Origin of the sequence: Daejeonella lutea (assembly GCF_900168015.1) — a bacterium.
GTDB lineage: Bacteria > Bacteroidota > Bacteroidia > Sphingobacteriales > Sphingobacteriaceae > Daejeonella > Daejeonella lutea.
The window spans coordinates 1-26,211 of sequence record NZ_FUYR01000002.1 but is presented as its reverse complement, the minus strand read 5'-3'; the positions used below and the strand labels follow the sequence as shown (position 1 = coordinate 26,211).

Annotated in this window: 20 protein-coding genes; 14 read left to right on the top strand and 6 right to left on the bottom strand. The window is 42.1% G+C overall.

The window, feature by feature from the left end:
• The first annotated feature begins 198 nt into the window (after positions 1-198).
• The 3 genes from trhO (at position 199) to B5X60_RS09090 (ending at position 2,474) form a co-directional block, all read left to right on the top strand.
• Positions 199-1,158 carry an oxygen-dependent tRNA uridine(34) hydroxylase TrhO gene (gene trhO, locus B5X60_RS09100; protein WP_079702389.1) on the top strand — a complete coding sequence of 320 codons (960 nt, stop codon included), beginning with the start codon at positions 199-201 and terminating at the stop codon, positions 1,156-1,158.
• Positions 1,155-1,526, top strand: coding sequence for a DMT family protein (locus B5X60_RS09095; RefSeq protein WP_079702388.1), 372 nt, complete (start codon positions 1,155-1,157; stop codon positions 1,524-1,526). The genes trhO and B5X60_RS09095 overlap by 4 nt, the downstream gene beginning before the upstream one ends.
• Before the next feature lie 174 nt (positions 1,527-1,700).
• On the top strand, positions 1,701-2,474 hold the full coding sequence (locus B5X60_RS09090; protein ID WP_079702387.1) for a carboxylesterase family protein: 774 nt from the start codon (positions 1,701-1,703) through the stop codon (positions 2,472-2,474).
• 38 nt (positions 2,475-2,512) lie between these two features.
• Here the strand turns inward: B5X60_RS09090 and B5X60_RS09085 are convergent, their stop codons facing one another.
• From B5X60_RS09085 to B5X60_RS09070, 4 genes are all read right to left on the bottom strand, one after another.
• Complete coding sequence (locus B5X60_RS09085) at positions 2,513-3,241, bottom strand: hypothetical protein (protein WP_079702386.1); 729 nt, start codon at positions 3,239-3,241, stop codon at positions 2,513-2,515.
• Positions 3,242-3,252: 11 nt separating this feature from the next.
• Positions 3,253-3,978: a YebC/PmpR family DNA-binding transcriptional regulator gene (locus B5X60_RS09080; protein WP_079702385.1), complete on the bottom strand. Its 726-nt coding sequence runs from the start codon at positions 3,976-3,978 to the stop codon at positions 3,253-3,255.
• A 74-nt stretch (positions 3,979-4,052) separates the two neighbouring features.
• Positions 4,053-4,997: an NAD-dependent epimerase/dehydratase family protein gene (locus B5X60_RS09075; protein WP_079702384.1), complete on the bottom strand. Its 945-nt coding sequence runs from the start codon at positions 4,995-4,997 to the stop codon at positions 4,053-4,055.
• 70 nt (positions 4,998-5,067) lie between these two features.
• Positions 5,068-11,730, bottom strand: a complete 6,663-nt coding sequence (locus tag B5X60_RS09070; protein WP_079702383.1) for a lamin tail domain-containing protein — start codon at positions 11,728-11,730, stop codon at positions 5,068-5,070.
• A gap of 211 nt (positions 11,731-11,941) precedes the next feature.
• Here B5X60_RS09070 and B5X60_RS09065 point away from each other — a divergent pair, with 211 nt between their 5' ends.
• Entirely contained in the window at positions 11,942-12,931 is a 990-nt protein-coding gene (locus tag B5X60_RS09065) for an aspartate-semialdehyde dehydrogenase (RefSeq protein ID WP_079702382.1), read from the top strand.
• A gap of 57 nt (positions 12,932-12,988) precedes the next feature.
• Here the strand turns inward: B5X60_RS09065 and B5X60_RS09060 are convergent, their stop codons facing one another.
• On the bottom strand, positions 12,989-14,278 hold the full coding sequence (locus B5X60_RS09060) for an ROK family protein (protein ID WP_079702381.1): 1,290 nt from the start codon (positions 14,276-14,278) through the stop codon (positions 12,989-12,991).
• 249 nt (positions 14,279-14,527) lie between these two features.
• Here B5X60_RS09060 and B5X60_RS09055 point away from each other — a divergent pair, with 249 nt between their 5' ends.
• From B5X60_RS09055 to hemH, 9 genes are all read left to right on the top strand, one after another.
• On the top strand, positions 14,528-15,667 hold the full coding sequence (locus tag B5X60_RS09055; protein WP_079702380.1) for a glycerate kinase: 1,140 nt from the start codon (positions 14,528-14,530) through the stop codon (positions 15,665-15,667).
• 40 nt (positions 15,668-15,707) lie between these two features.
• Positions 15,708-17,114 carry a D-alanyl-D-alanine carboxypeptidase/D-alanyl-D-alanine endopeptidase gene (gene dacB / locus B5X60_RS09050; RefSeq protein WP_079702379.1) on the top strand — a complete coding sequence of 469 codons (1,407 nt, stop codon included), beginning with the start codon at positions 15,708-15,710 and terminating at the stop codon, positions 17,112-17,114.
• An 85-nt stretch (positions 17,115-17,199) separates the two neighbouring features.
• On the top strand, positions 17,200-18,672 hold the full coding sequence (gene crtD, locus B5X60_RS09045; protein WP_079702378.1) for a 1-hydroxycarotenoid 3,4-desaturase CrtD: 1,473 nt from the start codon (positions 17,200-17,202) through the stop codon (positions 18,670-18,672).
• A 109-nt stretch (positions 18,673-18,781) separates the two neighbouring features.
• Positions 18,782-19,405 (top strand): 1-acyl-sn-glycerol-3-phosphate acyltransferase, encoded by a 624-nt coding sequence (locus B5X60_RS09040; RefSeq protein ID WP_079702377.1) that lies wholly within the window; start codon positions 18,782-18,784, stop codon positions 19,403-19,405.
• Positions 19,406-19,407: 2 nt separating this feature from the next.
• A complete protein-coding gene (locus tag B5X60_RS09035) occupies positions 19,408-20,499 on the top strand; it encodes a glycosyltransferase (RefSeq protein ID WP_079702376.1) in 1,092 nt (363 codons plus the stop codon).
• Positions 20,499-21,131, top strand: coding sequence for a carotenoid biosynthesis protein (locus B5X60_RS09030; protein WP_139377429.1), 633 nt, complete (start codon positions 20,499-20,501; stop codon positions 21,129-21,131). Before B5X60_RS09035 ends, B5X60_RS09030 begins: the two co-directional genes overlap by 1 nt.
• A 54-nt stretch (positions 21,132-21,185) precedes the next feature.
• On the top strand, positions 21,186-22,034 hold the full coding sequence (locus B5X60_RS09025) for a 4-hydroxy-3-methylbut-2-enyl diphosphate reductase (protein WP_079702374.1): 849 nt from the start codon (positions 21,186-21,188) through the stop codon (positions 22,032-22,034).
• An 11-nt stretch (positions 22,035-22,045) separates the two neighbouring features.
• A complete protein-coding gene (locus tag B5X60_RS09020) occupies positions 22,046-22,729 on the top strand; it encodes a fatty acid desaturase (RefSeq protein ID WP_079702373.1) in 684 nt (227 codons plus the stop codon).
• Positions 22,730-22,810: 81 nt separating this feature from the next.
• On the top strand, positions 22,811-23,827 hold the full coding sequence (gene hemH, locus B5X60_RS09015; protein ID WP_079702372.1) for a ferrochelatase: 1,017 nt from the start codon (positions 22,811-22,813) through the stop codon (positions 23,825-23,827).
• On the opposite strand, the gene B5X60_RS09010 is transcribed toward hemH, so the two are convergent.
• Positions 23,817-25,049 carry a 3-deoxy-D-manno-octulosonic acid transferase gene (locus B5X60_RS09010; RefSeq protein ID WP_079702371.1) on the bottom strand — a complete coding sequence of 411 codons (1,233 nt, stop codon included), beginning with the start codon at positions 25,047-25,049 and terminating at the stop codon, positions 23,817-23,819. The genes hemH and B5X60_RS09010 overlap by 11 nt on opposite strands.
• A 64-nt stretch (positions 25,050-25,113) precedes the next feature.
• Here B5X60_RS09010 and B5X60_RS09005 point away from each other — a divergent pair.
• Positions 25,114-26,211 (top strand): UDP-glucose dehydrogenase family protein (locus B5X60_RS09005; protein ID WP_079702370.1); only part of this gene is annotated, 1,098 nt, incomplete at its 3' end.

The following is a 26,211-nucleotide window of genomic DNA, read 5'->3' as shown; positions in this document are numbered from 1 at the left end:
TCCCTAACATAGTTAAGGTATTAAATTAAATACTCAACTTAACTTTTGATAATAACCTGTAGATAGGTTTCCACCCAAAAAGTTGGACCTAAATTTACGGCACTTTCGCATTCGAAGCCCCCATGTCTTGATAAATCAAGCACTCCGTCGTATCTTTGCCACCGCATTAAACGCTGTTTGCAGCAGTATCAATGATTTATGATTAAGTATAACACACTCCTATACTATTGCTATAACGCAATAGAGAATGCTGAACAATTCGCGTCAGAACATCTTATATTTTGTAAGTCCCTTAATCTGGTTGGCCGCATAATCGTGGCCGATGAAGGTCTGAACGGTACGGTTTCAGGTACTGAAGAATCCTGTAAAATATATATGGATACGCTTCATGCTGATCCTCGTTTTGCAAAGATCGACTTTAAGATCGATGAAGTACCCGAGCCATCTTTTATTAAGATGCATTGCCGGTATAAGTCCGAGATAGTACATTCTGGTTTGCGGGATCCAAATATTATAAACCCGGAGAAAAAGACAGGCATCCATCTCGAAGCAGATGAGTTTATCAACATGAAGGATAATGACGATGTGGTTATTCTTGACGTGCGTTCAGACTATGAGCATTCGATCGGCAGGTTTAAAAATGCAGTAACCCTGGATATCGAGAACTTCCGCGATTTTCCGGCTAAGATCAACGAATTGGCTCAATACAAAGACAAGAAAATTATTACTTATTGCACTGGGGGCATTAAATGCGAAAAAGCATCCGCGCTGCTTTTACACGAAGGATTTGAAAATGTATACCAGTTGCATGGCGGGATAATAAAATATGGCAAGGAAGCAGGTGGTAAGGATTTCGAAGGAAAGTGTTACGTCTTCGATAATAGGGTTGCAGTTGACGTGAACACAGTAAATCCGGTTGTAATTTCCACCTGCCGAAATTGCGATAGTCATACTACCAAAATGATTAATTGTGCCAATCCTGAATGTAATGAGCACTTTACCCAATGTGATGATTGCGGGGAAAAACTTGAAGGCGCCTGTTCAACCGTATGTCAGGCCCACCCACGAAAGCGTGAGTATGACGGTACCGGATATTACGTCAAAGTGCCGCAGCCTGTCAATATCAAAAAGCAAATCATTAGCCAGGTAAGTCAATGAAAGCTTTAGCAACGGTTGGGCTGCTTTGTATTTCCAACATTTTCATGACCCTTGCCTGGTACGGGCATTTGAAGTTTAGAGAAATGGAATGGAGCAAAGGACTGGGACTGATCGCAATTATCGCAATCAGCTGGGGTATTGCTTTGTTTGAATACATTTTCCAGGTACCGGCTAATAAATATGGTTTTAAGGGAAACGGCGGGCCGTTTAGTCTGCTTGAGCTTAAAATGATGCAGGAAGCATTATCAATTGGTATTTTCCTAATTTTCTCGCTCTTGTTTTTTCGTACCGAAAAGATTGCCTGGAACCACCTTGTCGGATTTGGGTTTCTGATCTTGGCGGTATACTTCGTTTTCTTGAAGAAGTAATAAGGCACTTGAACGGTTGGTTTTAATTCTTATCCGGTAAACCTAGGTCCCCTCAAATGTCCGAATAACAATTTATTATGTGAGAGGGTCTGCTTCCCTTTCTGATTTTGATCTTCAACTCTCAGACTGGTAAGGCGAGGCTGGATAAATAGATTTTTTTGCTAATTTGACCTTATGAAAAAAATCATCTGCCTGGCCTTTACCATTTTGGTATTTCAGCAAAGTTCTATAGCCCAAACTAGTACCTATACGAAAGAAGTTTTTGTCAGAGGGACTGATACTCTGCTTTATAGGCTCCTGATGCCTGAGAACTTTGACCCAGCGAAAAAATATCCTGTCCTGTTCTTTTTGCACGGTGCTGGTGAGCGGGGCAATAATAATGAAGCACAGTTGCTCCATGGAGGCGACCTTTTTCAAAGTGCCCGCATGCGTCAGGAATTTCCTGCAATAGTGGTTGTGCCGCAATGTCCGCCAAGAGATTTTTGGGCAAATGTTCAAATTAGGAATACGGGCGAACGCTTCGGTTTTCAGGAAGGCGGAGAGCCAGGTAAAGCAATGAGTTTGTTGATGGATTTGGTCGAAGAGGTTAGGGATCTGAAATATTCGGATAATAAACAATTCTACGTGGGTGGATTATCAATGGGAGGCATGGGTACGCTGGAAATCCTGCGCCGCAAGCCTAAAACTTTTGCAGCCGCTTTTGCAATCTGCGGGGGCGATAATGTGGCTAATGTAAAAAAATATAAAAAGATCCCTTTATGGTTCTTTCACGGGGAAAAAGATACTACGGTGCCAAGTGAGAAATCTAAAGTGGTGGTTGCAGAACTTCAGCGGCTAAAAGCAAAAGATGTTAAGCTGACATTATATCCTGAGGCTGGCCACAATAGCTGGGATGCGGCCTTTGCTGATCCGGGATTGCTTCCATGGTTGTTTTCGCACAGGAGGTAGGGGACTAGGGTCTGTATTCGGAGGTCAGTAGTCTGAGGTCAGAGGTCCGAGTTTTCGGAAGGCGAAGACGGGTTGGCTTTTGCGGGGGCTTTGAATCGAGGCACGTATCCGGGCTTTGGTTTAACTGCAGGAGTTTCTTCCATCTTTTCTTCAGCGGGATTGGCTGTTACGGAAGCTTTAAAACGTGGAACGTATGCGGGTTTGGGCTTATCAGCGGGGATTTCTTCTTCATTCTCTTCTATGGAATTTGCTGACGTTGTTCCGGTCATGCCCGGCTTAAAGCGGGGCTTGAATGCAGGCTTAGCTGACAGGCTAGCTTGTTCCGTTTTTTCTACAGGACTGGCTTCAGGCCTTTGAGCAGGCTGTGCCTTAAACCTAGGGGTATAGGCTGGCTTAGGTTTATCAGAGGCTAGGTCCCCACTTTCAGATTTCAGATATCTGATTTCCTCATCTTCTTTCTTTGGCGTCCCGGTGGCTCGGAATCGCGGCGTGTAAACGGTGGCTTCCACTGAAGGAGATAATAGCGGCTCTGCCTGCGAAGCAATCTCATTAACTTCAATAATTTCTTTTGCAGGAACTGTTTTTGGTTCTTCCTTAAGGTGGTAAGCCCTTCTCAACTTATTGAAAAGGAATTTTTTACTATGGTCGAAGCTTTTCGCTCCCATCTGACTATAATGGCTTTGAAATTCCAAATACAAACCCGGCTCGGCAGTTTTGAATTGCGCCAGGTCTATTTTCTTCTTATTTAGGAATTCCTCGAAAGTCATATTCGCCCGACTTATTCTGCCATATTATGATAAACCGCCTGAACATCATCATCTTCTTCAAGCTTGTCGATTAGTTTGAACACATCGGCAGCCTGTTCTTCGCTCACTTCGGTTGTTGATTCCGATACCCTTTCCAGCTTAGCGCTTATAACAGAGATGCCTTTTTCCTCCAGGGCCTTCTGCATCTTTCCAAAATCTTCAAATGAAGTATGGATCACTCCGACGTCTTTACCTGTTTCATCGGCCTCCACATAAAGATCTTCCAAACCAAAATCTATTAGCTCCAATTCCAGCTCATCAAGCTCCATGTCACCCGGATCAAATCGGAAAACAGATTTACGTGTAAAAATAAAATCAAGTGATCCTGTTTTACCAAGAGTACCATTGGTCTTGTTGAAATAGCTTCGTACGTTAGCAACAGTCCTATTTGTATTATCGGTGGCAGTTTCGATGAGAATTGCTACACCATGGGGTGCATATCCTTCATACACTAGTTCTTCATAATTGCTTTCATCCTTATTGCTTGCCCGCTTAATAGCAGCTTCTACCGTGTGTTTCGGCATATTTACTGCCTTCGCATTTTGCATGGCTGTCCGCAGGCGTGAGTTTGCATCGGGATTTGACCCACCGTCCTTTACAGCCATCACAATCTCTTTGCCAAGGCGTGTGAATTGCACGGCCATCTTGGCCCAACGCTTGAATTTTCTTTCTTTACGGAATTCGAATGCTCTTCCCATTGTTATTGATTGTTATTAGTGTTGTATCGTCTTTATTGTATCCAAAGATTGACAATTCTGGTGATTATCATTCACTATCTTTTTAAATTATTAAACATGTCTACCGTCATCTTTGCAAGGTCAAATTCGGGTTTCCAGGCCCAATCCATTCTAGCCTGACCATCGTCTATGGAGCGCGGCCAGCTAGATGCAATTGCCTGACGCTGATCGTACTCGGTATAAGTCAACTTGAAGTCAGGAATGTGTTTCTTAATTTCCTCTGCCAGGATCTCGGGAGTGAAACTCATTCCCGTCAGATTGTATGATGAGCGGATGCTTATCTTCTCGGCAGGTGCGTCCATCAACTCAATGGTGCCGCGGATCGCGTCGTCCATATACATCATGGGCAGCTCCGTTTCTGCAGAAAGGAATGACCGGTAACTCTCTTTCTTCAGAGCTTCATGGAAGATATGGATAGCATAATCGGTCGTTCCCCCGCCAGGTGCTGCTTTCCAACTTATCAGTCCCGGGTAGCGGATACTTCGTACGTCAATTGCATATTTCTGATAGTAATATTCACACCAGCGCTCGCCTGCCAGCTTACTAATGCCATAAACTGTATTTGGGTCCATCACGCAGTATTGAGGTGTATAATCTTTCGGCGAATTAGGTCCGAAGACAGCAATGGAGCTCGGCCAATAAATCCTTTGGGTTTTATATTCAAGGGCCAGATCGAGTACATTGAGCAAGCCGTTCATGTTAAGGTCCCAGGCTAGCTTGGGGTTCTGCTCGCCGGTCGCGGAAAGCAAAGCTGCCAGCAAATACACCTGTGTGGGTTTATACTTCTGGAAAATATTTTTCAGAATGTCTTTTTCAAGAACATTCACAAACTCAAACGGCCCCGCATTCTTGATATCGTAATCAGGCCTGCGAATATCACAAGCTATGACCTGCCCATCGCCATAGATCTTTCTCAATTCGCTAACTAATTCCGTTCCAATCTGCCCGTTTGAGCCAATAACAATAATGGTATCCTTCATTATAATTGGTTTTGAGCAAAGGTATGGATTTTAAAGGATGGATAGGAAGTATTAGGAACCTAGAAAGATTCTATAATTTTGTAGCCAGGGCAAATGATTTACGGAATTTTTTGACATTGCCGTTTGTGTCAAATATTTCCGCATAAAGGATGTAAATTCCGGCTATAGCGGGATTCGTCAGTTCGTCTAGCCCATCCCATACTAACAAACCTGTTGTATTAAGTGTCAAGTTTTTAACCAAATTTCTAATCAGAGCACCTCGGTCGTTGAAAATCTTAACATTAGCGACCATGCCAGGAACAGGAGTCTTATAACTTATTTGAAGTTGATCCTCAAATCCGTCATTGTCCGGTGAGAATGTCCTGGATATTAGCTTAAACTCATCGTTGCCTATGATCACTTCACTGTATTGGGAATTTTTCTTTCCGGGCGTTGCGTATCCTGATGCTGCCGTTGCTGACCGAAAGTTTCCTGGTTCATTCGCCCTTAAGTTAAAGCTGCTTCGCTCAAGCGACACGCCTTCGAGGCTTTTAAGTAGCGGAAAATGCAATTTGTCAGTATAGTCGAACTGGTCTACCCGGCCCCCGTTACTAACCAGCACAACTGTACCCCTATCATCATTGAACTGCGGTAGCGAAGCTTTCAAAAGTTTGTCAGGGTTTTCAATTATATATTCCTTTTTTAAAATTTCGGGGTCGCTGGTTATAGCCAGATATTGCCCCGACTCAAACAACCGCTGATTGAGACTAATTGCTTTTGCATTGCTGACAGTATCTTTTAAAATAGTGGCAATCGAAAGATCTTTCAAATCTAATGTATGCTTAGTGTTATTATAGATTTCAACAAAATCAACCCCTCCTGATCTTGGATTAAACAGGATCTCATTTACTAAAATTGCATCCTTCACAATTTTATTTGCCAGGAAAAATTCCATTGAGCCGGAACTTGCCTGAATTGTGGAACCGGCACAGTCTGTTAGATCTATTGCCGTTATTTTGTAGACGTGTCCTCTCGCTAACGGCTTGCTAAATTTAATTAAAACCTTTTCGAAGGTCGGGGAAAGGGGGAAAATGAATTCAGGAATTCCTGCGCCGTTATTAACGTGATATTTATTAGGGAATGAAGCCGACAAACTATCGATCGGCTTGCTGAACGTTAGTAAGATGCTAAGACTGTCCATCATCACGACATTTATTAATTTCAGCGATTCTGATGACGTATTGTTATAGACGGAGTTAGGTCGTCCCGGAGTTCCGCCTAGCGGGTCCCGACTCGCTGACCAATTTTGAGAATCTTTACATATTGACATATGGTTTATCATCTCTAATGAATAACCGCCTGATTTTTTTGCAGTGTCCTTATACCATGACGCGTTGTAAGCTACTCTTTGAAGTTCCCTGCCTTTATTGCTTTTAAGAATTAGCACATCCTTATCATTCGCCAGATTTGGCCATCCTGGTATTCCCATTACTTTACCGAATGCGATAAAATTTATCGTATCCTTTTCCGGGGTTAGTATTAAATAGGATAAGGCGGGGATTTCTCCATGGGTGAATCGATATTGAGAAGTCTCGTCACCATAAATCATTCCTTTTAAACTTACTGTTTTATCTGTAGGATTATAGAGTTCGATGAATTCTGTCTCCGGGAGGCCAACTTGCGGTGATGGGTCAGCGAATATTTCATTTATGACAATAGGGTACTCCAATTCAGGAACAACCGGGATGGTAAAGGAGACCTGACGTGCAGGGATATTGGCATTGTACCCATTACATGAAAAAAGAGAATCAGCTTTTAAAATATAAGTAACTCCTTCCTGAAACTTTGATGCATACGTTAGATGAATGGTTTTGTAATCATCTTCAATATGTATGGCGGTTGCACTGCCGATGTTGTTATTGATCGTGAAATTAGCTAATTTTAAATATGCCGTGTCCGGAATCGAACTCAGATATATTGCTACAGTACTGTCCGACAACCGAAGCAGCGAGTTAATTTCAATTTCCCGTAGTCTGTAATTTATATTCCCACTGTTTTTGCGACCGGGTGTTCCACCCGACTTGTCTGTTGACGAAGCCCAATTGTAAAACCCGCAGCTATTGTCGCTCAAATTGACTCTTTCTAGCGACCAACCACCATTTTTCTTGGTTCGATCCCTATACCATTTATCAGAATATGCCACGGAATCTACCAGCCTGTTCTTGAAACTTCTAAAACAAATCTGATCAGCAGCGTTATTCAAAGATGGCCAGGGACTTAGCCCAATCGTTTTACCGTAAGGTTTATAAAAAGTCGTATCTGCCATGGGGCAAAGTATTACATATTCGCCGGGCAATATTTTCTGTTGACGAATTAGCGCCTTTGTAGTTGGGTCACTTATTATCCATCTATCCAAATTTACTGTGTCTGCGGATGGATTGTAAATTTCAATGAATTCAGCGAGAGGCAGATTTACTTCCGGTGAGGGATCGGCAAAAATTTCCGTTATCAAAATCCTAGCGGTATCGTTCGGTATTTTAGCTACTGGAGGCGGCGGTGGTGTTTTAAATTTAAGAATGGAGTGAGGATCAATTAGATTACCACTGCAATCTTTGAGGTTTGACAGAAACAGCTGAAATTCAGATGATGCCGGGATTCTTTTATTGTAGGTCAAGGTTACTTCCTTTGCAAAATTATCCGTGGTTATTTTCATTATTTTGCCATTTGTCGGGTTTAAATTGAAGTTCTCCGCCACAAACGTGGCGGTGTTCATATGTTTATTAAACGTCAGTTTTAGAGTGCTGTCGGTCGTTAATTTTATACTGTCTATTCTTAATGGGATAACATCATATCCTAAAATATTTACAGAATTTCTTTTTCCTGGTGTTCCTCCGTTGGTGTCAGTTGCGGCAGTCCAGTTAAAGAAATCTTCGCAAATTGATTTCAAGTCAATCTTTTCAATACTCCATCCTCCAGCTTTTTTATTGATGTTCCTGTACCACATATCAGAATATCCGACAGAGTCGACGATCCTGTTTTTGAAGCTCCTAAGAATAATCTGATCGGTATTGTTGTTCAAAGAGGGCCAGGGAGTAAGACCTATTGTTCTACCATATGGTTTATATTGAACAGTATCTGCGATAGGACAAATAATGATAAATTCCTGAGGTAAAATCTTTTGTCCCCGGATCATTGCCATTGTCGTCGGATCGCTGAGAGTCCATTTATCCAGGTCGACGGTGTCTTTTGTAGGGTTATGGATTTCAATAAATTCTGCTAAAGGCAGGTGAACTTCCGGTGAGGGGTCGGCAAAAATTTCGCTTATAACTAACATGGCAGTATCAGGTTTCACAAAGACAGGTGGCTGAGGCGGCTTGGTCTTAAAGCTCAGTGGTGTTTGTTGAAAAATTAAATTCCCACTGCAATCTTTTATCCCCGATATAGTGATTTGATAATTGGTTCCACTTTCAAATCGTTTAGAATAACTTAGAGTGATTTCTTTAACTTGAATATCAGAAGTAATTTTTCTCAATGGATTTTCAGGTGTTAACTGAAAATGAACCGGGATTAAAGTAGCACTGTTCAGATGTTTGTTGAAATAAAGTTTCACGGTGGTGTCAGACGTAAGTTTAACACTGTCAACTTTAAGTTTGATGCCGTCATAGTTCGAAATGTTAACTGAATTCGGTTTTCCGGGCGTTCCACCGTTGGTATCTATCGACGCTGTCCAGTTAAAGAAATCTTCGCAAACAGATTTCAAGTCAACTTTTTCCATGCTCCAGCCACCTGCTTTTTTTGAGATGTTTTTATACCATGCATCGGAATAGGCTATAGAATCGACAGTTCTATTCTTGAAACTCTTCAGACTAATTAGATCCGCGGCGTTGTTCAATGACGGCCATGGATTGAGGCCAATTGTTCTACCGTATAATTTGTAGTGAACAGTATCTGCTATGGGACAGAGAATAATATATTCCAGAGGTTGAATTTTTTGTCCCCTAATCGTAGCCATTGTCGCCGGATCGCTGAGGGTCCATTTATCCAGATCAATAGTATCTTTTGAGGGATTGTGGATTTCAATAAACTCAGCCAAAGGCAGGTGAACTTCCGGTGAGGGGTCGGCAAAAATTTCACTTATAACCAACATGGCAGTATCAGGTTTCACAAAGACAGGTGGCTGAGGCGGCTTGGTTTTAAAGCTCAGTGGTGTTTGTTGAAAAATTAAATTCCCACTGCAATCTTTTATCCCCGATATAGTGATTTGATAATTAGTTCCACTTTCAAATCGCTTATAATAACTTAGAGTGATTTCTTTAACTTGAATATCAGAAGTAATTTTTCTCAATGGGTTTTCAGGTGTTAACTGAAAATTTACCGGGATTAAAGTAGCACCGTTCAGATGTTTGTTGAAATAAAGTTTCACGGTGGTGTCAGACGTAAGTTTAACACTGTCAACTTTAAGTTTGATGCCGTCATAGTTCGAAATGTTAACTGAATTCGGTTTTCCGGGCGTTCCACCGTTGGTATCTATCGACGCTGTCCAGTTAAAGAAATCTTCGCAAACAGATTTTAAGTCAACTTTTTCCATGCTCCAGCCACCTGCTTTTTTTGAGACGTTTTTATACCACATATCAGAGTATCCGACAGAATCGACGATTCTGTTTTTTGAGCTCCTAAGAATAATCTGATCGGAATTGTTATTCAAGGAGGGCCAGGGACTGACGCCTATAGTTCTACCATATGATTTATATTGTACAGTATCTGCGATAGGACAAATAATGATAAATTCCTGAGGTAAAATCTTTTGTCCCCGAATCATTGCCATTGTCGTCGGATCGCTGAGGGTCCATTTATCGAGGTCGACGGTGTCTTTTGTAGGGTTATGGAGTTCAATAAACTCTGCTAAAGGCAGGTGAACTTCCGGGGATGGATCTGCAAATATTTCTGAAATGATCAGATTCGCAGTATCAGCAGGTTCGATGATTGGCGAGGTCTTTATTGTTTTAAATTTTAAGCCTTCCTGCGGACTGCCAATAAGCTTTCCTCCGCAATCTTTTAGATTGAAGATTTGCAGCTGATATTCAATTCCGGCTTCTAAGTTTTTATCATAGGTTAGCTGCACTGTTTTTAAATCAATGTCAGCAGTTATTTTTTTAACCGTAGAATTATTTGGAATTAATTTAAAATTGGCTGGAATTAATGCAGCCGCGTCAAGATGCTTGTTAAATTTGATCGAAATGGATGTGTCAGAAGTTTGCTTGATACTATCCGCAATAAGCGGCATCAAATCGTATCCTTCAATATGAATGGAGTTTTCTCTCCCAGGAGTTCCACCGGAAGAATCTGTTGACGCAAACCAATTAAAGCGGCTTTCACATTTTGATACGGGATCTCTGCGTTCTAAGGTCCAGCCTCCCAGTTTTTTTAATGAATTTCTATACCATGTGTCAGAGTAACGCACTGAATCAATAATTCGATTTTCCGGGCTTAAAAGTTTTAATATTTCACCCGAATTATTTAACGTCGGCCACGGAGATAAGCCGATAACGTTACCGAACGATTTGTAATCGGCTGTATCTGCTTTAGCGCAGAGAATCACGAAAGAATCAGGCTCTATTTGAATCTCCCCAAGTGTACTACTACCTCCGGAGTCGGTAAATTTCCAGTTTTTCAACGATAGCTTTTGGCTGCTGGTGTTGCGAAGCTCAACAAATTCGACCGAAGGGAGATCGATTTGTGGGCTAGGGTCGGCGAATATTTCATTTATAACAATATCTCCATATCTAACGAAATAAGGTTTGATGTAGGTAAAGGATCCAAAGTTGTTGTGGCCTATAAGGTTTCCATTCCTGTCTTTAACATTTGTCACCGCCAGGAGATGTGATCCGCTTTCTAAGGTTTTGGTAAGATTTAAAATAAACTTGGCGGGGTCGTTCGTTGTCTTGATATTAAGAATCGATCCGGAATTATTGTTCAAGAGGTAATTATACGGTGTTTTAACACTAACAGTATCCATGGGTTCATTGAACAGAATTTCTACCGTGTTTGAATCAATATTTGAGACAGTCGTTACGAAAGGTGGACTTGTATCTGTCGTGATTGGTACGATCAGAACATTATCAATGAAATGCTTTTGGAAAAAAGAGGATGTCGACTGTTGAACAAGAATACCAAAATGGGAAGCGGTCGTATGAGAAATATCAATCACATTCCCTTCAGTTATATAAGAGGAGCCAGCGCCCACAATTTCCCGATCCAATGTGAAAGTCCCTGAATGATCACGCTTTAATTTGATTTTTATAGTGTTATTTGATGAACCAACAGAACCATTTGCCCCGTCAATTATTTTCACGATTGCATTGGCAGCTCCTGTACGTTTGTAAAGGCTTATCTCATCATCGGTGTTTCCTATTCGTATAAAGTAGCCGTTTATCAGGCTTGATTTTAAGTCGGCCTTGTCGGATACAACATAAATATCCATATAGTTAGAACCTGAAGTGCTGAATTGAAGATTTACCCAAAATTCCCATTGAACGTTTATTGCTAGCAAGTTCTCAGTAGAGAGATAAAAACTAGAATTAGCATTACTTGAATTTGAGCGTAGCTTGTTATCGATTACCACGAAATCCCCGCCTCCATTGCTTCCAGTCCATGCGGGGTTGCCTGTAAAATTCCCATCGTTAAAGTCATCGGTAAGTTGCGCATGCAGTTTACTTGTAAAGAACAGCAGGAAAATGATCAAAACTTTTTTCATCCAGTCTAGGGTAGACCGTAAAAGTCACAAAAGTGGTTTCATGTACACAATGCAATTAGTTTAAGGCGTTATATTTTGTATTTTGGGTAAAAGTAGATTTCTGAATGCCGGGCAGTGCCGTTATCTCAATCAAATTCACTCCGAAACCCCTGAAATTTTCGCATATTTGCTTTAATTAAACAGTATTAACAATTATTAGAAGAAATAAACAATGAAAGTCGCAGTAGTAGGCGCTACCGGCCTTGTAGGTTCGGTGATGTTAAAAGTTTTAGCAGAGCGCAATTTCCCAGTAAGTGAATTGATCCCGGTAGCCTCAGCCAAGAGTGCTGGTAAACAGATCGAATTCAAGGGAAAGAAGTACACTGTTGTGACGATGGATGATGCCATTGCGATGAAGCCGGATGTGGCGCTTTTTTCGGCAGGCGGAAGTACGTCCCTGGAGTCAGCACCGCGTTTTGCCGCAGCAGGAACAACAGTCATTGATAATTCTTCGGCGTGGAGAATGGACCCGGAAAAAAAGTTGGTCGTTCCTGAGGTAAATGCCAATGTACTTACCGCAAATGATAAAATCATTGCTAATCCAAATTGTTCGACCATACAAATGGTGGTGGTTTTAAAGCCGCTGCATGAAAAATATAAGATCAAACGAGTGGTTGTTTCAACTTACCAGTCGGTAACTGGTACAGGGGTGAAGGCTGTGGACCAGATGATGAACGAGCGGAAGGGAATTTCTGGTGAAATGGCGTATGCTTACCCGATCGACCTGAATGTGATCCCGCAGATCGATGTGTTCACTGCTAACGGTTATACGAAGGAAGAGATGAAGATGATCCTTGAAACTAAAAAGATCATGGGCGACGACTCCATTCGCGTTACAGCAACGACTGTACGGATTCCGGTAATGGGAGGCCATTCTGAATCCGTTAATATTGAATTCGAGAATGAGTTTGACCTGGACGAAGTTCGTGCGATCCTCGAAAAAGAAGAAGGTATCATTGTAGTTGATGATCCTGCTAATTTAAAATACCCAATGCCTATGGACGCTCATGAAAAAGATGAGGTGTTTGTCGGTCGTATCAGGCGCGATGAATCACAGGATAAAACCCTGAACCTGTGGATCGTGGCAGATAATCTACGAAAGGGTGCTGCAACCAATGCAGTTCAGATTGCCGAATATCTGATGGGGAAGAAGTTAATCTAGTCCTTGATAATTATTGCGTAACAAAAAAAGCCTGTCTGAAAAGACAGGCTTTTTTTGTTAACTCGCCCTGCTGTAAGAAAGTGAAACGGCCGATCGGTAGCTTGCCAGCTCGATCTGCTTTTCGAAGATATTCTCCAGTACGATACTTGCGGACACCTGTAGGCTGGCGTCAATTTCCAGCTCAGAAAGTACCACCTCAGTGTTTTCCCGCATCCGCGGATTGCAGTATGAATTAATGGAGTGTTTTATCGGAGTTGTAATGTGCTGTTTCGCTTCGGCCAATTTACCGCTTAGTATTATCAGCGCAGGGTTAAACAACTGAATTAGCGTAGCTAGTGCCTTGCCCAGGTTCTGGCCAATGTCCGATAGAATATTGATGGCATATTGGTCGCCTTTATTGGCCGCCTCAATAATAATATACGGTTCGATATGCTCGAGTTCATCTGCTGACAGGGAGTTTAGCATCGACGTTTCACCAGATTGGATGCCCTGTTTTGCCATACGTGCAAGCGCATGTCCCGAGGCGACTGTTTCCAGACAGCCGCGCCTGCCGCAATAGCACAGTTCTCCATCGGTAACAAAGGGCATATGGCCCATCTCGCCGGATAATCCAGAAATTCCTCCCTGGAGCTTGCCATCCATGATGATCCCTAGTCCGATGCCCCAGTCCATAAGAAGTACAAGTACATCCTTACTGCCAGATGCCCTGCCGAACCTGAATTCTGCGAGAGCATTGGTTTTCACGTCGTTCTGGATATATACAGGTTTTTTGAAGAGTTCCTCCAGGCTGTCCTGTAAAGATTTAGAATCATCGCCAGAAAACAAGTAGGTGTAATTTTTACCAGCATTGCTATTAATCATCCCTGGCATGCTTAGGCCAACACCCACAAATTTTTTGGTGTTTATACCGGATGTAAGGATAACACTGTTGGCTAAATCGTATAATTGGCTGACTGCCGATTTGTCCTTGGTCATCCGGAGGGTGAATTTATGTGTGCCTGAAATATTGTTGTTATTATTATCGAGGATAGCTATCTCTGTGGTGAATCGCTCCATCCCAATGCAGAGGACATAGAAAGTCTCATCCTGCAGGCTATAAAGTTCAGGCTTGCGCCCTCCGATCGAACGGCCTTTACCTTTTTTCTCAATCACACCTTCACAAAGCAGTTCATTGATGAGGATTAGCGAAGTTGGGGAGCTGATATTTAAAATACGGTAAATGTCGGCATTGGATTTGGCGCCTTCTGCATGAAGCAGCTTTACAAGTCTTACTTTTTGTAAGTACTTTTTTCTTTCAATATTGCTAAGCGTATCTAAATAATTCTTGTCTGAGAGAAATGATTTCATTAATGTTTAAGTCATAGGTTATCACATATTTACTATTATTTTTTGGTAGAAGCAAATGGCTTGAGGCAAGGAGTAAACGAAGGAGCTGTTATCTCAGGAGTTCGTAGATAAGTTAATGCTATTGATTAGCTAAAAAACTCTAAAGTTCTTGGTATAATGGAAGCAACTAAAGTTTAAGTATTTGCCCCTTATCTTTCCCTGCTCAAAGCAATTGACTAATTTCAGCTGCCGATAATTTTTAAAGACATTATGCACATACTCATAGCCCCAAATGCTTTTAAAAACAGCCTGACTGCGGGAGAAGTTTCATTGGCTGTACAGAAAGGGCTGGAGAAATCGAATCTTTCCTGTACAACCGAATGTTTCCCTGTTGGAGACGGCGGCGATGGTACAGCCGAGCTGATTCTTAAAAAGTTTAAGGGAAAAAGAGTCGAAGTAGAAGTTCACGATCCGCTGGGTAGAAAAATCAACGCTTCTTTCGGCCTGATTGACATGGGAAAGACTGCTGTCATCGAGTCGGCAGATGCTTCTGGGATTCGGCTCTTAAAGCTGAGTGAGCTGAATCCTCTCAATGCAACGTCAGTTGGGACGGGACAATTGATCCTGGCTGCACTGGATAAAGGTGTGTCAGGCATAATCCTATGCCTTGGTGGTTCAGCGACAGTAGATGGAGGCGCCGGAATGCTTGCTGCTCTTGGAGTGAGGTTTATAGATGAAGCAGGCAAGCTATTGTTACCACATCCCGAAGCGTTATCCAGGCTTGCAGGAATTGATATTTCGAGAATTGACGCCCGGATTTCGCTATGCAATATCACAGTACTTTGCGATGTGGATACATACCTTTTAGGGTTGGATGGATCAGCTGCGGTATTTGGTCCCCAAAAGGGGGCGAAGGATGCGGATATACCGAAGCTTGAAAAAATACTTCAGACCATCTCAGATCTGACATACAAAGAAACCAAAAGGCATATGGATAAGGTTAAACATGGTGGGGCGGCCGGAGGACTCGCAGCAGCTTTATATGCTTTCTGTAATGCAGAACTGGTGGCCGGAGCAAAACAATTTCTGGAATTAACGGATTTCCAACAGAGCCTGCAGAAATGTAACTTGGTAATAACGGGCGAAGGAAGCCTGGACAAGCAAACCCTTCAGGGCAAAGCACCATTTGCAGTTTCTGTGATGGCTAAGCAATGCGGTATTCCAGTGGTAGGCATAGCCGGGCGGGTGCCACTTGAGTGCCATGCGGAACTTAACAAGCAATTTGATGTACTCCAATGCATCATTCATGAGCCATCAGATCTGAGTGATGCAATTGCGAATACCGAAGCAAATCTGATACGTACCGGAACGCTGCTTGGGAATTTAATTTCTCTATCAAAGAACAAATGAATTAATTTTACGCTTGTAGAATCAATCATTTAGCCACTCCATGAGAAATATTCTTTGTTTTTTTCTGATACTTTGTAATTGCAATGTTTCGGCCCAGCCACTTGAACAACGGATTGCCAATGCCTATAAAAAATTTGCCAACGACCAGCAGCTGGCATTTGGATCGGCATCCTTAACAGTACTAAATGCGGAGACAGGGGAGGTTGTTTTCTCTGAAAATGGAAATATGGGACTCGCGTCGGCATCGACACTAAAAACCATCACCTCGGCGACAGCCTATCATTTATTGGGCAAGGACTTTACCTGGGAAACCACTTTAGGTTATACCGGATCGCTTAGTGCGGATGGCACGCTGAACGGCGACCTGATAATTAAAGGGAGTGGCGATCCAAGCCTGGGGAGCGATCGTTATGAACAGTCAAGGAGTGAGGTCATATTAAAACGATGGGTTGAGGCAGTGAGTAAAACAGGAATAAAGAAAATTGGAGGACGGATTATTGCAGATGACCGCCTGTTTGGAACTCAGACCATGCCTGGAGGCTGGACATGGCAGGATATGGGGAATTATTATGGTGCAGGTCCCTCCGCACTTACATGGAGGGAGAACCAATTCGACTTAATATTCCGTTCAGGCGCTGTTGGTCAGCCTGCCGCACTTGTGCGGACTGAGCCAAATATGGGCTATCTCAAAATTGTAAATGAAGTCACGACGGGTAAGTCCGGAACGGGTGATAATGTGTACGCCTATTCAGGGCCATATGCTAACATTATATATCTGCGCGGAACTTATGGCATTGATCTCAAAAAGGCAATATCCGCTTCCGTGCCTGATCCGGCGACAGACATTGCGAATAATCTAAAAGCCAGACTCAATGCAAGAGGCATTAGTGTGGAATCTAGCATAACGGGCAGAGAGCTTGTTGCAGAAAATGTTCCAATAAGGTCAGCCGAAAAGATTTTGGACACCTACACTTCGCCCACCCTTGAAAAGATAGTTTATTGGTTTAATCAGAAAAGCATCAATCTGTATGGAGAACATTTAGTTAAAAGCATAGCGTTGAAACAAGGAAAAGAAGCCACCACCCCTGACGGAGTCGAAGCGATCAAAGATTTCTGGAACAAGAAGCTCGGGATAGATAAGGATGCGATGAATATTTATGACGGCAGTGGTTTATCACCAGCCAACCGGATCACCACGATGTCGATGGCGCAGATATTGCAATCGTTGAAAAAAGAGCCTTGGTTCGGCAGTTATTATGAAAGCCTGCCGGTGTACAATAATATGAGAATGAAAAGCGGCAGCATCAGCGATGTGATCGCCTATGCCGGTTATCAGACAAGTTCGACCGGTACACCACTCGTATTCTCCGTCATGATGAATAACTACAGCGGAAGCAGTTCTTCTGCAAGGCAAAAGCTTTTTAGTATGCTGGATGTTTTGAAATAAGGCATAGTTAGCGAGAAAGAGATGCGAGAAACAAGAGTGAATAGACGAGATAAATTGCGCGGAGCTTTAACAGAAGCCATTTAGAATGGAAAAAGACTCTGACAAGGCAATCATTATTGGTGCTGGTATCGCAGGGATAGCGGCGGCTATCAGGCTGGCTGTCAGAGGGTATTCGGTAACGGTTTTTGAAGCAGGGCGACATCCCGGAGGTAAGCTTTCCGAGATAAAATCGGACGGATTCCGTTTCGATGCAGGGCCAAGCCTATTTACCATGCCCCAGTATGTCGACGAGCTTTTCACCCTGGCGGGTAAAGATCCCCGGGAGCATTATAAATACCTCAAACTTGATAAGGTTTGTAAATATTTTTTTGAAGATGGCGCCCGAATTAATGCATATGCTGATCTTCAAAAATTCGCTGCTGAAGTTGAACATCATACACAGGACACTAAAGAGTCGGTATTGAATTTCCTAGACAAAAGCGCAGAAATATATCATATAACGGATCCGGTGTTTCTGCAGCGCTCTTTGCATAAATGGAAAAACTATTTTAATAAAACAACACTCCGGTCTCTGCTGCGCTTTTCGCGGATAGATGCTTTTCGTACTATGAATCAGGCCAATTCTTCAAAATTTGCCGACTCAAAGACTATCCGATTATTCAATCGTTACGCAACTTACAATGGCTCTAATCCCTACCAGGCTCCGGCAACTCTAAACGTCATACCGCATTTTGAGCAGCACTTTGGTGCATACTTCCCGGAAGGAGGGATGTACTCCATCATCCGTGCTTTAACGAACCTGGCTATCGATTGCGGGGTGAAATTCCAATTTGAAACCTATATCGATCAGATCGTCCTGGACGGTAAAAAGGCAAAAGGAGTCCGGAGCGGACAAAGCATGCATCCTGCTGATATCATTGTATCAAACATGGATATTTGGTATACCTACCGTACACTTCTTAAGCACGTCAAGGCTCCGGAAAACATATTGGGTCAGGAAAGGAGCAGCTCGGCACTTATATTTTACTGGGGAATTAGCGGCTCTTTTCCCGAACTTGATCTTCATAACATCTTTTTCACGGAAGATTATGAGGATGAATTCAGGCAGATCTGGGAGAGGAAAGATATTGCGATGGACCCCACCATCTATCTGAACATAAGTTCCAAAATCGAAAAATCAGATGCTCCCCCAGGAAAAGAGAATTGGTTTACGATGATCAACGTACCTTCAAACTCCGGTCAGAATTGGGATAAACTTATCGAGTCTGCACGCAACAATATCATAGCAAAATTGACACGTATCCTCAACCGGGAGATTGAAACGCTCATCGTTTCAGAACAGATATTGGACCCCCGAAAAATTGACTCTCAAACATTTTCGTTTCAGGGTTCCTTGTACGGAAGCAGTTCGAATAGCCAGTTTGCAGCTTTTTTACGTCACGCCAATTTCTCCTCAAAAATAGAAGGCTTATATTTCGCTGGTGGGAGCGTTCATCCGGGAGGAGGTATCCCATTAGCTCTTCTTTCTGCTAAAATTGTGGATGAACTGGTGAAATAGGGGTATTTACTTATCTTAGAGCTGACGCAGACTAGTAAGGTGAAAATTAAGAATTAAAAATTGAGAATGGCTGGTGTGTCAGAGTCGTTTTATCATCTGCAAAAATCAAATGCTTGAACCCCGTCGGAATAGCTTTATACACGCGTTCTTTTCCTGGTATATAAGTCGGATCATAAGTACTGACTTTCATAAACTGGCATTCAACGAAGTTCAGTTCGACAGGGATAAATCTATTCTTTTACTGGCTAATCATTACTCCTGGTGGGATGGATTTCTTTTGTTTCACATTAACAAAGTTTATTTTCGGAAGAAGTTTCACGTTATGATCACCGAAGAGAATTATGAAAATGTCTGGTTTTTAAAGTATCTGGGTAGCTTTTCTGTAAAAAAGAACTCGCGGAGCATTATAGAAACTCTCGAATACGCCGGCCGTTTACTTGACGACTCGGAAAATCTGGTGCTGATTTTCCCGCAAGGCAAGCTTTTTTCAAACCATATCGACGAGATTCAGTTTCAGAAAGGCTTGATGAGTATGATCAATATCTCAAAACGGAAATTTCAATATATGTTCGCAGCTGCATTCGCAGATTATTTCGAACACCGTAAGCCTTCTATCACCTGCTATTTAAATGCATGGGAAGGCGCTGAGTTTACAAGCCTGCAACTGATCAAAAGCGCTTACAATAAACATTATGAAGCATCGCGCCAAAAACAGAGCGCGGACGGGGTGTAACTATGATACTGATATATTTTATCTTTTTCTTCCTTATCCTAAGGTTCACAGTTACCCTTTTTAACTTTATATCCAATCCAAAGCTTACTCAGTCGCCAAGAGAATATGATGAGCTTGTTTCGATACTAATTCCTGCGAGGGACGAAGAAAACAACATCTTAAATCTGCTCGAGTCAATACGTGATCAGGAATACGACAACTATGAAGTGATTGTGCTTGATGATAGTTCCTCTGACCGGACGTTTGAGATTTGCGAGCAATTTTCCAGAGTAAATAAGCGCTTTCGAATTGTTCGAGGTAAAGAGCTTCCAAAGGATTGGCTAGGTAAGAATTACGCATGTTATCAGCTTGCTGGGGAAGCCCGGGGTAAATTCTTAATGTTTCTTGATGCAGATGAAACGATAGTGAATGGCCTAATCAACAACACAGTTCACAGAATGAAGTTTTACCGTCTCGACCTGTTAAGCTTATTTACCAATCAGGTTATGGTGACACTTGGTGAGAGGACGATAGTTCCACTGATGCATTACGTCCTGCTCAACCTGCTCCCTCTTCGATTGGTCAGGCTTGCAAAAAGTCCCGCATTCTCTGCGGCAAGTGGTCAGTTTATGATGTTTAATGCCGACAGATACAGGGAATATCAATGGCATGAACAAGTAAAAATGAAGGTGGTAGAAGATATCGAAATAATGAGATCGATAAAAGCCGTAGGTTTACGAGGCGAAGCGTTACTAGCAAACGGCTATATTTTTTGCAGAATGTACACAAGCTTTACAGAAGCATTCAGAGGGTTTAGTAAAAATCTGCTTGCAGGATTTAACAATAATGTCATAGGCTTATTTCTCTACCTTTTATTGGTGATCCTCGGGCCTTTTGCAATTGCTTACATATTGAGTGCCGAGCTACTTTCATTTGCTCTTTCTTTAATCATTCTCAGCCGGATTATGATTTCGCTGATGTCGGGACAGAATGTCTGGATTAATATATTACTTCACCCGGCACAGCTGGTTTCCATGTTGATGATAGCTATAGTATCTGTCAAAAAATATTTTACAAAAACCATAGTCTGGAAAGGGCGACCAATCAAAAATTAATGTTCACCAAAGAAAATCTTTGTAGTTTTATCATAGTGCTGTTCCACCTAGTGGGGCTCTATGGGTTCACGCACCCAGCTCTTACGGATTTGTTTATTGCTCTGGTACCTTTTCATTTGCTCCTGATGCTTGCACTGCTGATTGTTTCGGGTTATGATGGTACGGCTCAAATCAGGTTATTTGCAACGGCAGTTTTTTTCACTGGGTTCATGGTTGAGGTTGTCGGCGTGAATACCGGGCTTATTTTCGGCTCCTACACGTACGGAGAAACACTTGGTTTAAAAATATGGGAAACACCAATCCTCATTGGAGTAAATTGGTTGGTATTAGTCTACTCAACCGGTGTGCTACTGTACCCTTTAAGGATGAATAAATATCTATTCGCTTTGTTCGGTGCGATTTTATTAGTGGGAATCGATTTTCTGATCGAACCGGTTGCAATTAGATACGATTATTGGAGCTGGAACGAAGAAATTATTCCTTTTCAAAACTATGTCGGTTGGTTTGTCGTTTCTTTCCTGATGTTTATATTGTTTACAATCCTGGATTTTAAAAAGCGAAATAGCTCAGCAGTAGTGCTTTTTGTATCCCAGGTTCTTTTCTTTATCATTTTGAATAAATGGGGTAGCTGAAAAGATTTTAGTATTTTTGTATTCATTATAGTTTGCTGCTTAAAATCATTTTGAATGAATTATAATCTTCGGGTAACTATCGACCAGGATTCGGGTTTTTGCTTTGGTGTGGTTTATGCTATCGATATGGCAGAGGACATACTAGCAAAAGACGGTTATCTGTATTGTTTGGGCGATATTGTTCACAACGATGAAGAAGTAGCGCGCCTCAAGGGTATGGGATTAAAGATTATATCCCATGAAGACCTAGCTGGAATTAAGAATGAAAAAGTCTTGATCCGTGCACACGGTGAGGCGCCCGAGACATATAAAATTGCCCTTGAGAACAATATTACCCTCATTGATGCCTCCTGTCCGGTTGTGCTAAAGCTTCAGAACAGGATCAAGAACACCCATGACAGCAAGGAAAAGGTGCTTATATTTGGCAAGCACGGCCACGCAGAAGTCATAGGCCTGCAAGGCCAGACTAACAACGAAGCCATTGTTTTTCAAGATATTGCAGAGCTTGAAGATGTCGATCTGCCGGATAAATTCACTTTATACAGTCAGACGACCAAGAGCACAGCAAAGTTTTACCAGATTAAGGCAGAACTGATTAGCCGAGGATATGACATCAAAGCAAACGATACGATTTGCCGGCAGGTTTCAAATAGAGATGAAGACCTTAGGAAGTTTGTGACCAACTTCGATCACATTGTGTTTGTGTCAGGAAAAAAATCTTCCAATGGAAAAGTTTTGTTCGAAGTTTGCCGTCAATATAACCCCAATACCTATTTCGTTTCTAATGAACAGGAATTAAGCAAAGAGATGTTTAATCCTGGTGAAAGCGTAGGGATCTGCGGGGCTACATCAACTCCAATGTGGTTGATGACGCAGGTAAAGAATGCCCTTGAAGCATACTGATCATAGTTCCTATGTCTGCATTGAAATCAAATATTGGCGTATTCGCGGCCTTTACAATTATTGGTGCCTGGCTTGTGTCGATTATTTTTCTAATGGACATGCAGCTAAGTTTCAGCAATCCAATGATTTACCTGATGATCTTGGTGCAGATGCATTTGTATACCGGCCTGTTTATTACGGCACATGATGCGATGCACGGGACGGTTTCATCCAATAAGTTGCTTAACAATGTGATAGGGCAGCTATGTACGATTTTATACGCCTGCTTTCCGTTTAAAAAGTTGTATATAAAGCACCATGAACATCATGCACATGTGCATACAGATAATGATCCCGATTATCATCAGGGGAGTTTCATTGTATGGTACTTTAATTTTATTAGGGAATATATTTCATGGTGGCAAATTGTTTTAATGGCCATTATATTCAATATCCTCAAGCTATGGGTTGCCGAATCGAACCTCCTGTTGTTTTGGGTTCTGCCCTCCTTGTTAAGCACCTTGCAGCTTTTCTATTTTGGGACCTGGGTACCACATCATGGTGAACACGATAATGAATACCAATCAAGGAGTCAGGGTAAGAATCACATTGTGGCCTTTTTAAGTTGTTATTTTTTTGGATACCACTACGAGCACCACGATTCGCCGGGCACCCCATGGTGGCGTCTTTGGAAGCTAAAAGAAGCCAATAAATAAATTGTTTTTATAAAGTCAAATCAGGCTCATTCATTTTTTTCTAACCGATCTAGGACTATCTTTGCGGCTCCTTAACACGATATGAATAAAAAAGGCGTATTACTTGTTAACCTGGGCACTCCAGACAGCCCTTCCACAGCCGACGTAAGAAAATATCTTGACGAGTTTCTTATGGATGAGCGCGTTATCGATATCAATCCTGTGATGCGCACAATGCTCGTAAAGGGCGTTATCGTTCCATTTCGCAGCCCAAAATCGGCAAAACTTTATAAGGAAATCTGGTCAGAAACAACTGGTTCACCTTTGCTGCACTATAGCTTATTGCAACAGGAATTACTTCAAAAGCAATTGGGCAGCGATTACCACGTAGAACTAGCCATGCGTTATCAGAGTCCTTCAATAGAATCTGCATTAAAAAATTTGAAGCAAGCTCAGGTAGAAAGCATCCGCATCGTTCCGCTTTTTCCTCATTATGCATCAGCAAGTTCAGGGTCGGTTTTGCAAAAAGTAATGGAATTGGTTTCAAAGTGGCAAACTATACCGAATATTTCTTTCGTGAACTCGTTCCACGACAATGAGTTAATGATTAAGGTTTTCGCTGAGAATGCTGAGAAGTACAAGCCAGAGACTTACGATCATATATTATTCAGTTTTCATGGACTGCCGCAGCGACAGTTAATCAAATCGGATCATTCAGGTAGACATTGCCTTAAATCAGATAATTGTTGTGCTACTCTCACCAACGACAATAAATTTTGCTATTCAGCTCAATGCCACCACACAGCCAGGCTCATTGCTGATCAATTATCACTGCCAGCAGATAAATACACGGTTTGCTTCCAGTCGCGTTTGGGTAAAGACCCTTGGGTGCAACCATACACTAGCGTAGTAATTGATGAGCTGGCAAAAAAAGGGATGAAACGTTTGCTCGTATTTTGCCCTGCATTTGTCGCAGATTGCCTGGAAACGGTTTATGAAGTTACCGTTGAATATGGAGATGAATTCAAGAAACTCGGTGGCGAACATGTACAATTAGTCGAGAGTCTTAACGACCATCCTTTATGGATTGACGCACTGGAAGGTCTCGTTAAAGGCTAGCGAAGCGTTTTTCTTTCAAATATTCCAGGATGATTTTCGTTGCTCCAGCTTTGCTCAGCACGTAATCTTTTGCAATTGCGCCCAGTTTAATTCTAACATCCTCGTCCTGCAGGTATTCCATTCTATCAACGAGATCGTCTTCAGTCGAAATTGGAAAAAAAGCTCCACTAACAATAAGGTCTTTTGCTTCCTGAAATTTTTTGTAGTTCGGACCAAATATCACCGGCATTCCAAATCCTGCCGCCTCCTGGGTGTTATGGATGCCAACACCGAATCCTCCTCCGATGTAAGCAAGGTCGGCATACTGATAGAGACTTGAAAGCATTCCAATATTGTCAATTATGAGCACTTGTTCAGAGGTATTGACTTTCTGTTTCGATAACTTTACCGAGTTGGGAAAGAATTTCTCAATTGACCTGATATGGGCAGGGTCGACTTCATGAGGTGCTATTATGAACTTCCAGTCAGGAAACTTTGACGTTAAGCTTGCAATCAATAGTTCATCCTGAGGCCATGTGCTTCCCGCAATAAAGACTTTTGACCCGCTGCAGAAATCTCTAACAATTGGTACTTCAGTCACTTCGCTTATGTTTTTAACCACCCGGTCGAAGCGAGTATCACCATTGACAGAAACATTGTTTAATCCAAGGCCACTCAAAAGGTTTTTACTCTCCTTATTTTGAACAAAAAAATGTGAAACCTTGTGCAGCATATTTCTGTGCAGGCTGCCATACCATTTGAAGAAAGGTTGATCAGGCCTGAATAGGCCGGATATAATATAGAGAGGAATCTTGTTCGCCTGCAGTTCATCGAAATAATGAAACCAATATTCATACTTTGTAAAAATTGCGATTGCAGGGTTTACCAGCTTGATGAATTTTTTGGCGTTGGCTCTTGTATCCAGCGGGAGGTAAAATACATGATCTGCACCATCATAATCCTTTCTTATTTGATAGCCAGAGGGGGAGAAGAAGGTGATTATTATACTTATCCCCGGATAATGCGCCTTAAACTCTTCTAATACCGGTCTCCCTTGCTCAAATTCTCCGAGCGATGCGAAATGAAACCAGGCATGTTCTCGCGACGGATCAATCAGGCTGAAAATACGATTAAAAACGTTCTTCCTCCCCTCAATCCATGCCCTTGCCTTTTTATTTTTCAGGGAGGCTAGAAGCACCAAAAAATAATACACCCGGATGCCGAAATCGTACAAAAAAAGCATTTTGAAACTTAATTCTTATCTTCGCCGAAGATAATGTAAATCTTGTACTAGAGTTAAAATATAAATGAAGATAGCCGTAGTTGGTACCGGATATGTGGGTTTAGTAACGGGCACCTGCCTGGCAGAAACCGGCAATTCTGTTATATGTGTTGATATAAACGAGGAAAAGGTTAAAATGATGCAGGCGTTCAAATTGCCGATCTATGAACCGGGACTGGAGTTGCTGTTTCATAGGAATATCGAACAAGAGCGTCTGAAGTTTACGACAAACCTGGCGAGTGCTATCGAGGATGCACATATCATATTTCTTGCTTTACCAACCCCTCCGGGCGGCGATGGAGCTGCAGATTTAAGTTACGTTTTAGGTGCAGCTGAAGATATAGCGAAGCTAATTAAGGATTATAAAGTTATAGTCACCAAATCCACTGTTCCGGTTGGCACAGCAGACAAAGTGATCAAGGTGTTTAAGGATAACACGAATGTTGAAGTAGATGTTGTTTCTAATCCTGAATTCCTTCGGGAGGGAGTAGCTGTAGAAGATTTCATGAAGCCTGATCGAGTCGTTGTTGGAACAGAGAGTCCCCGCGCGCAGAAGCTGATGACAGAATTATACGGGCCATATGTTCGGCAGGGAAATCCGATCATATTTATGGATACCCGGTCTTCAGAATTGACCAAATATGCTGCTAACTCCTTCCTTGCAACCAAAATCACGTTTATGAATGAGATCGCCAATCTTTGCGAGCTGGTGGGAGCTGATGTTGATGCAGTTCGGAAAGGTATTGGATCGGATGACAGAATAGGTAAGCGTTTCTTATTCCCGGGAGTAGGTTATGGCGGAAGTTGTTTTCCAAAAGATGTTCAAGCCCTGGCACAGTCAGCGAAGGAAAATAAATACGACTTTAAGATTCTGGAATCAGTGATGGAGGTTAATGATACCCAAAAAACCATCATGGTTGAGAAGATGAGAAAATATTATGGTGGCAAACTTAAAGGTAAAAAGATAGCGGTCTGGGGTCTGGCATTTAAACCGGAGACAGACGACATTCGCGAGGCACCATCATTGTACATTATTGATGAATTGCTGAACGACGGCGCTGAAGTGAGTGTTTTTGATCCGGAGGCTATGGACCATGTAAAAAAGCTCAAGGGAGACACGGTT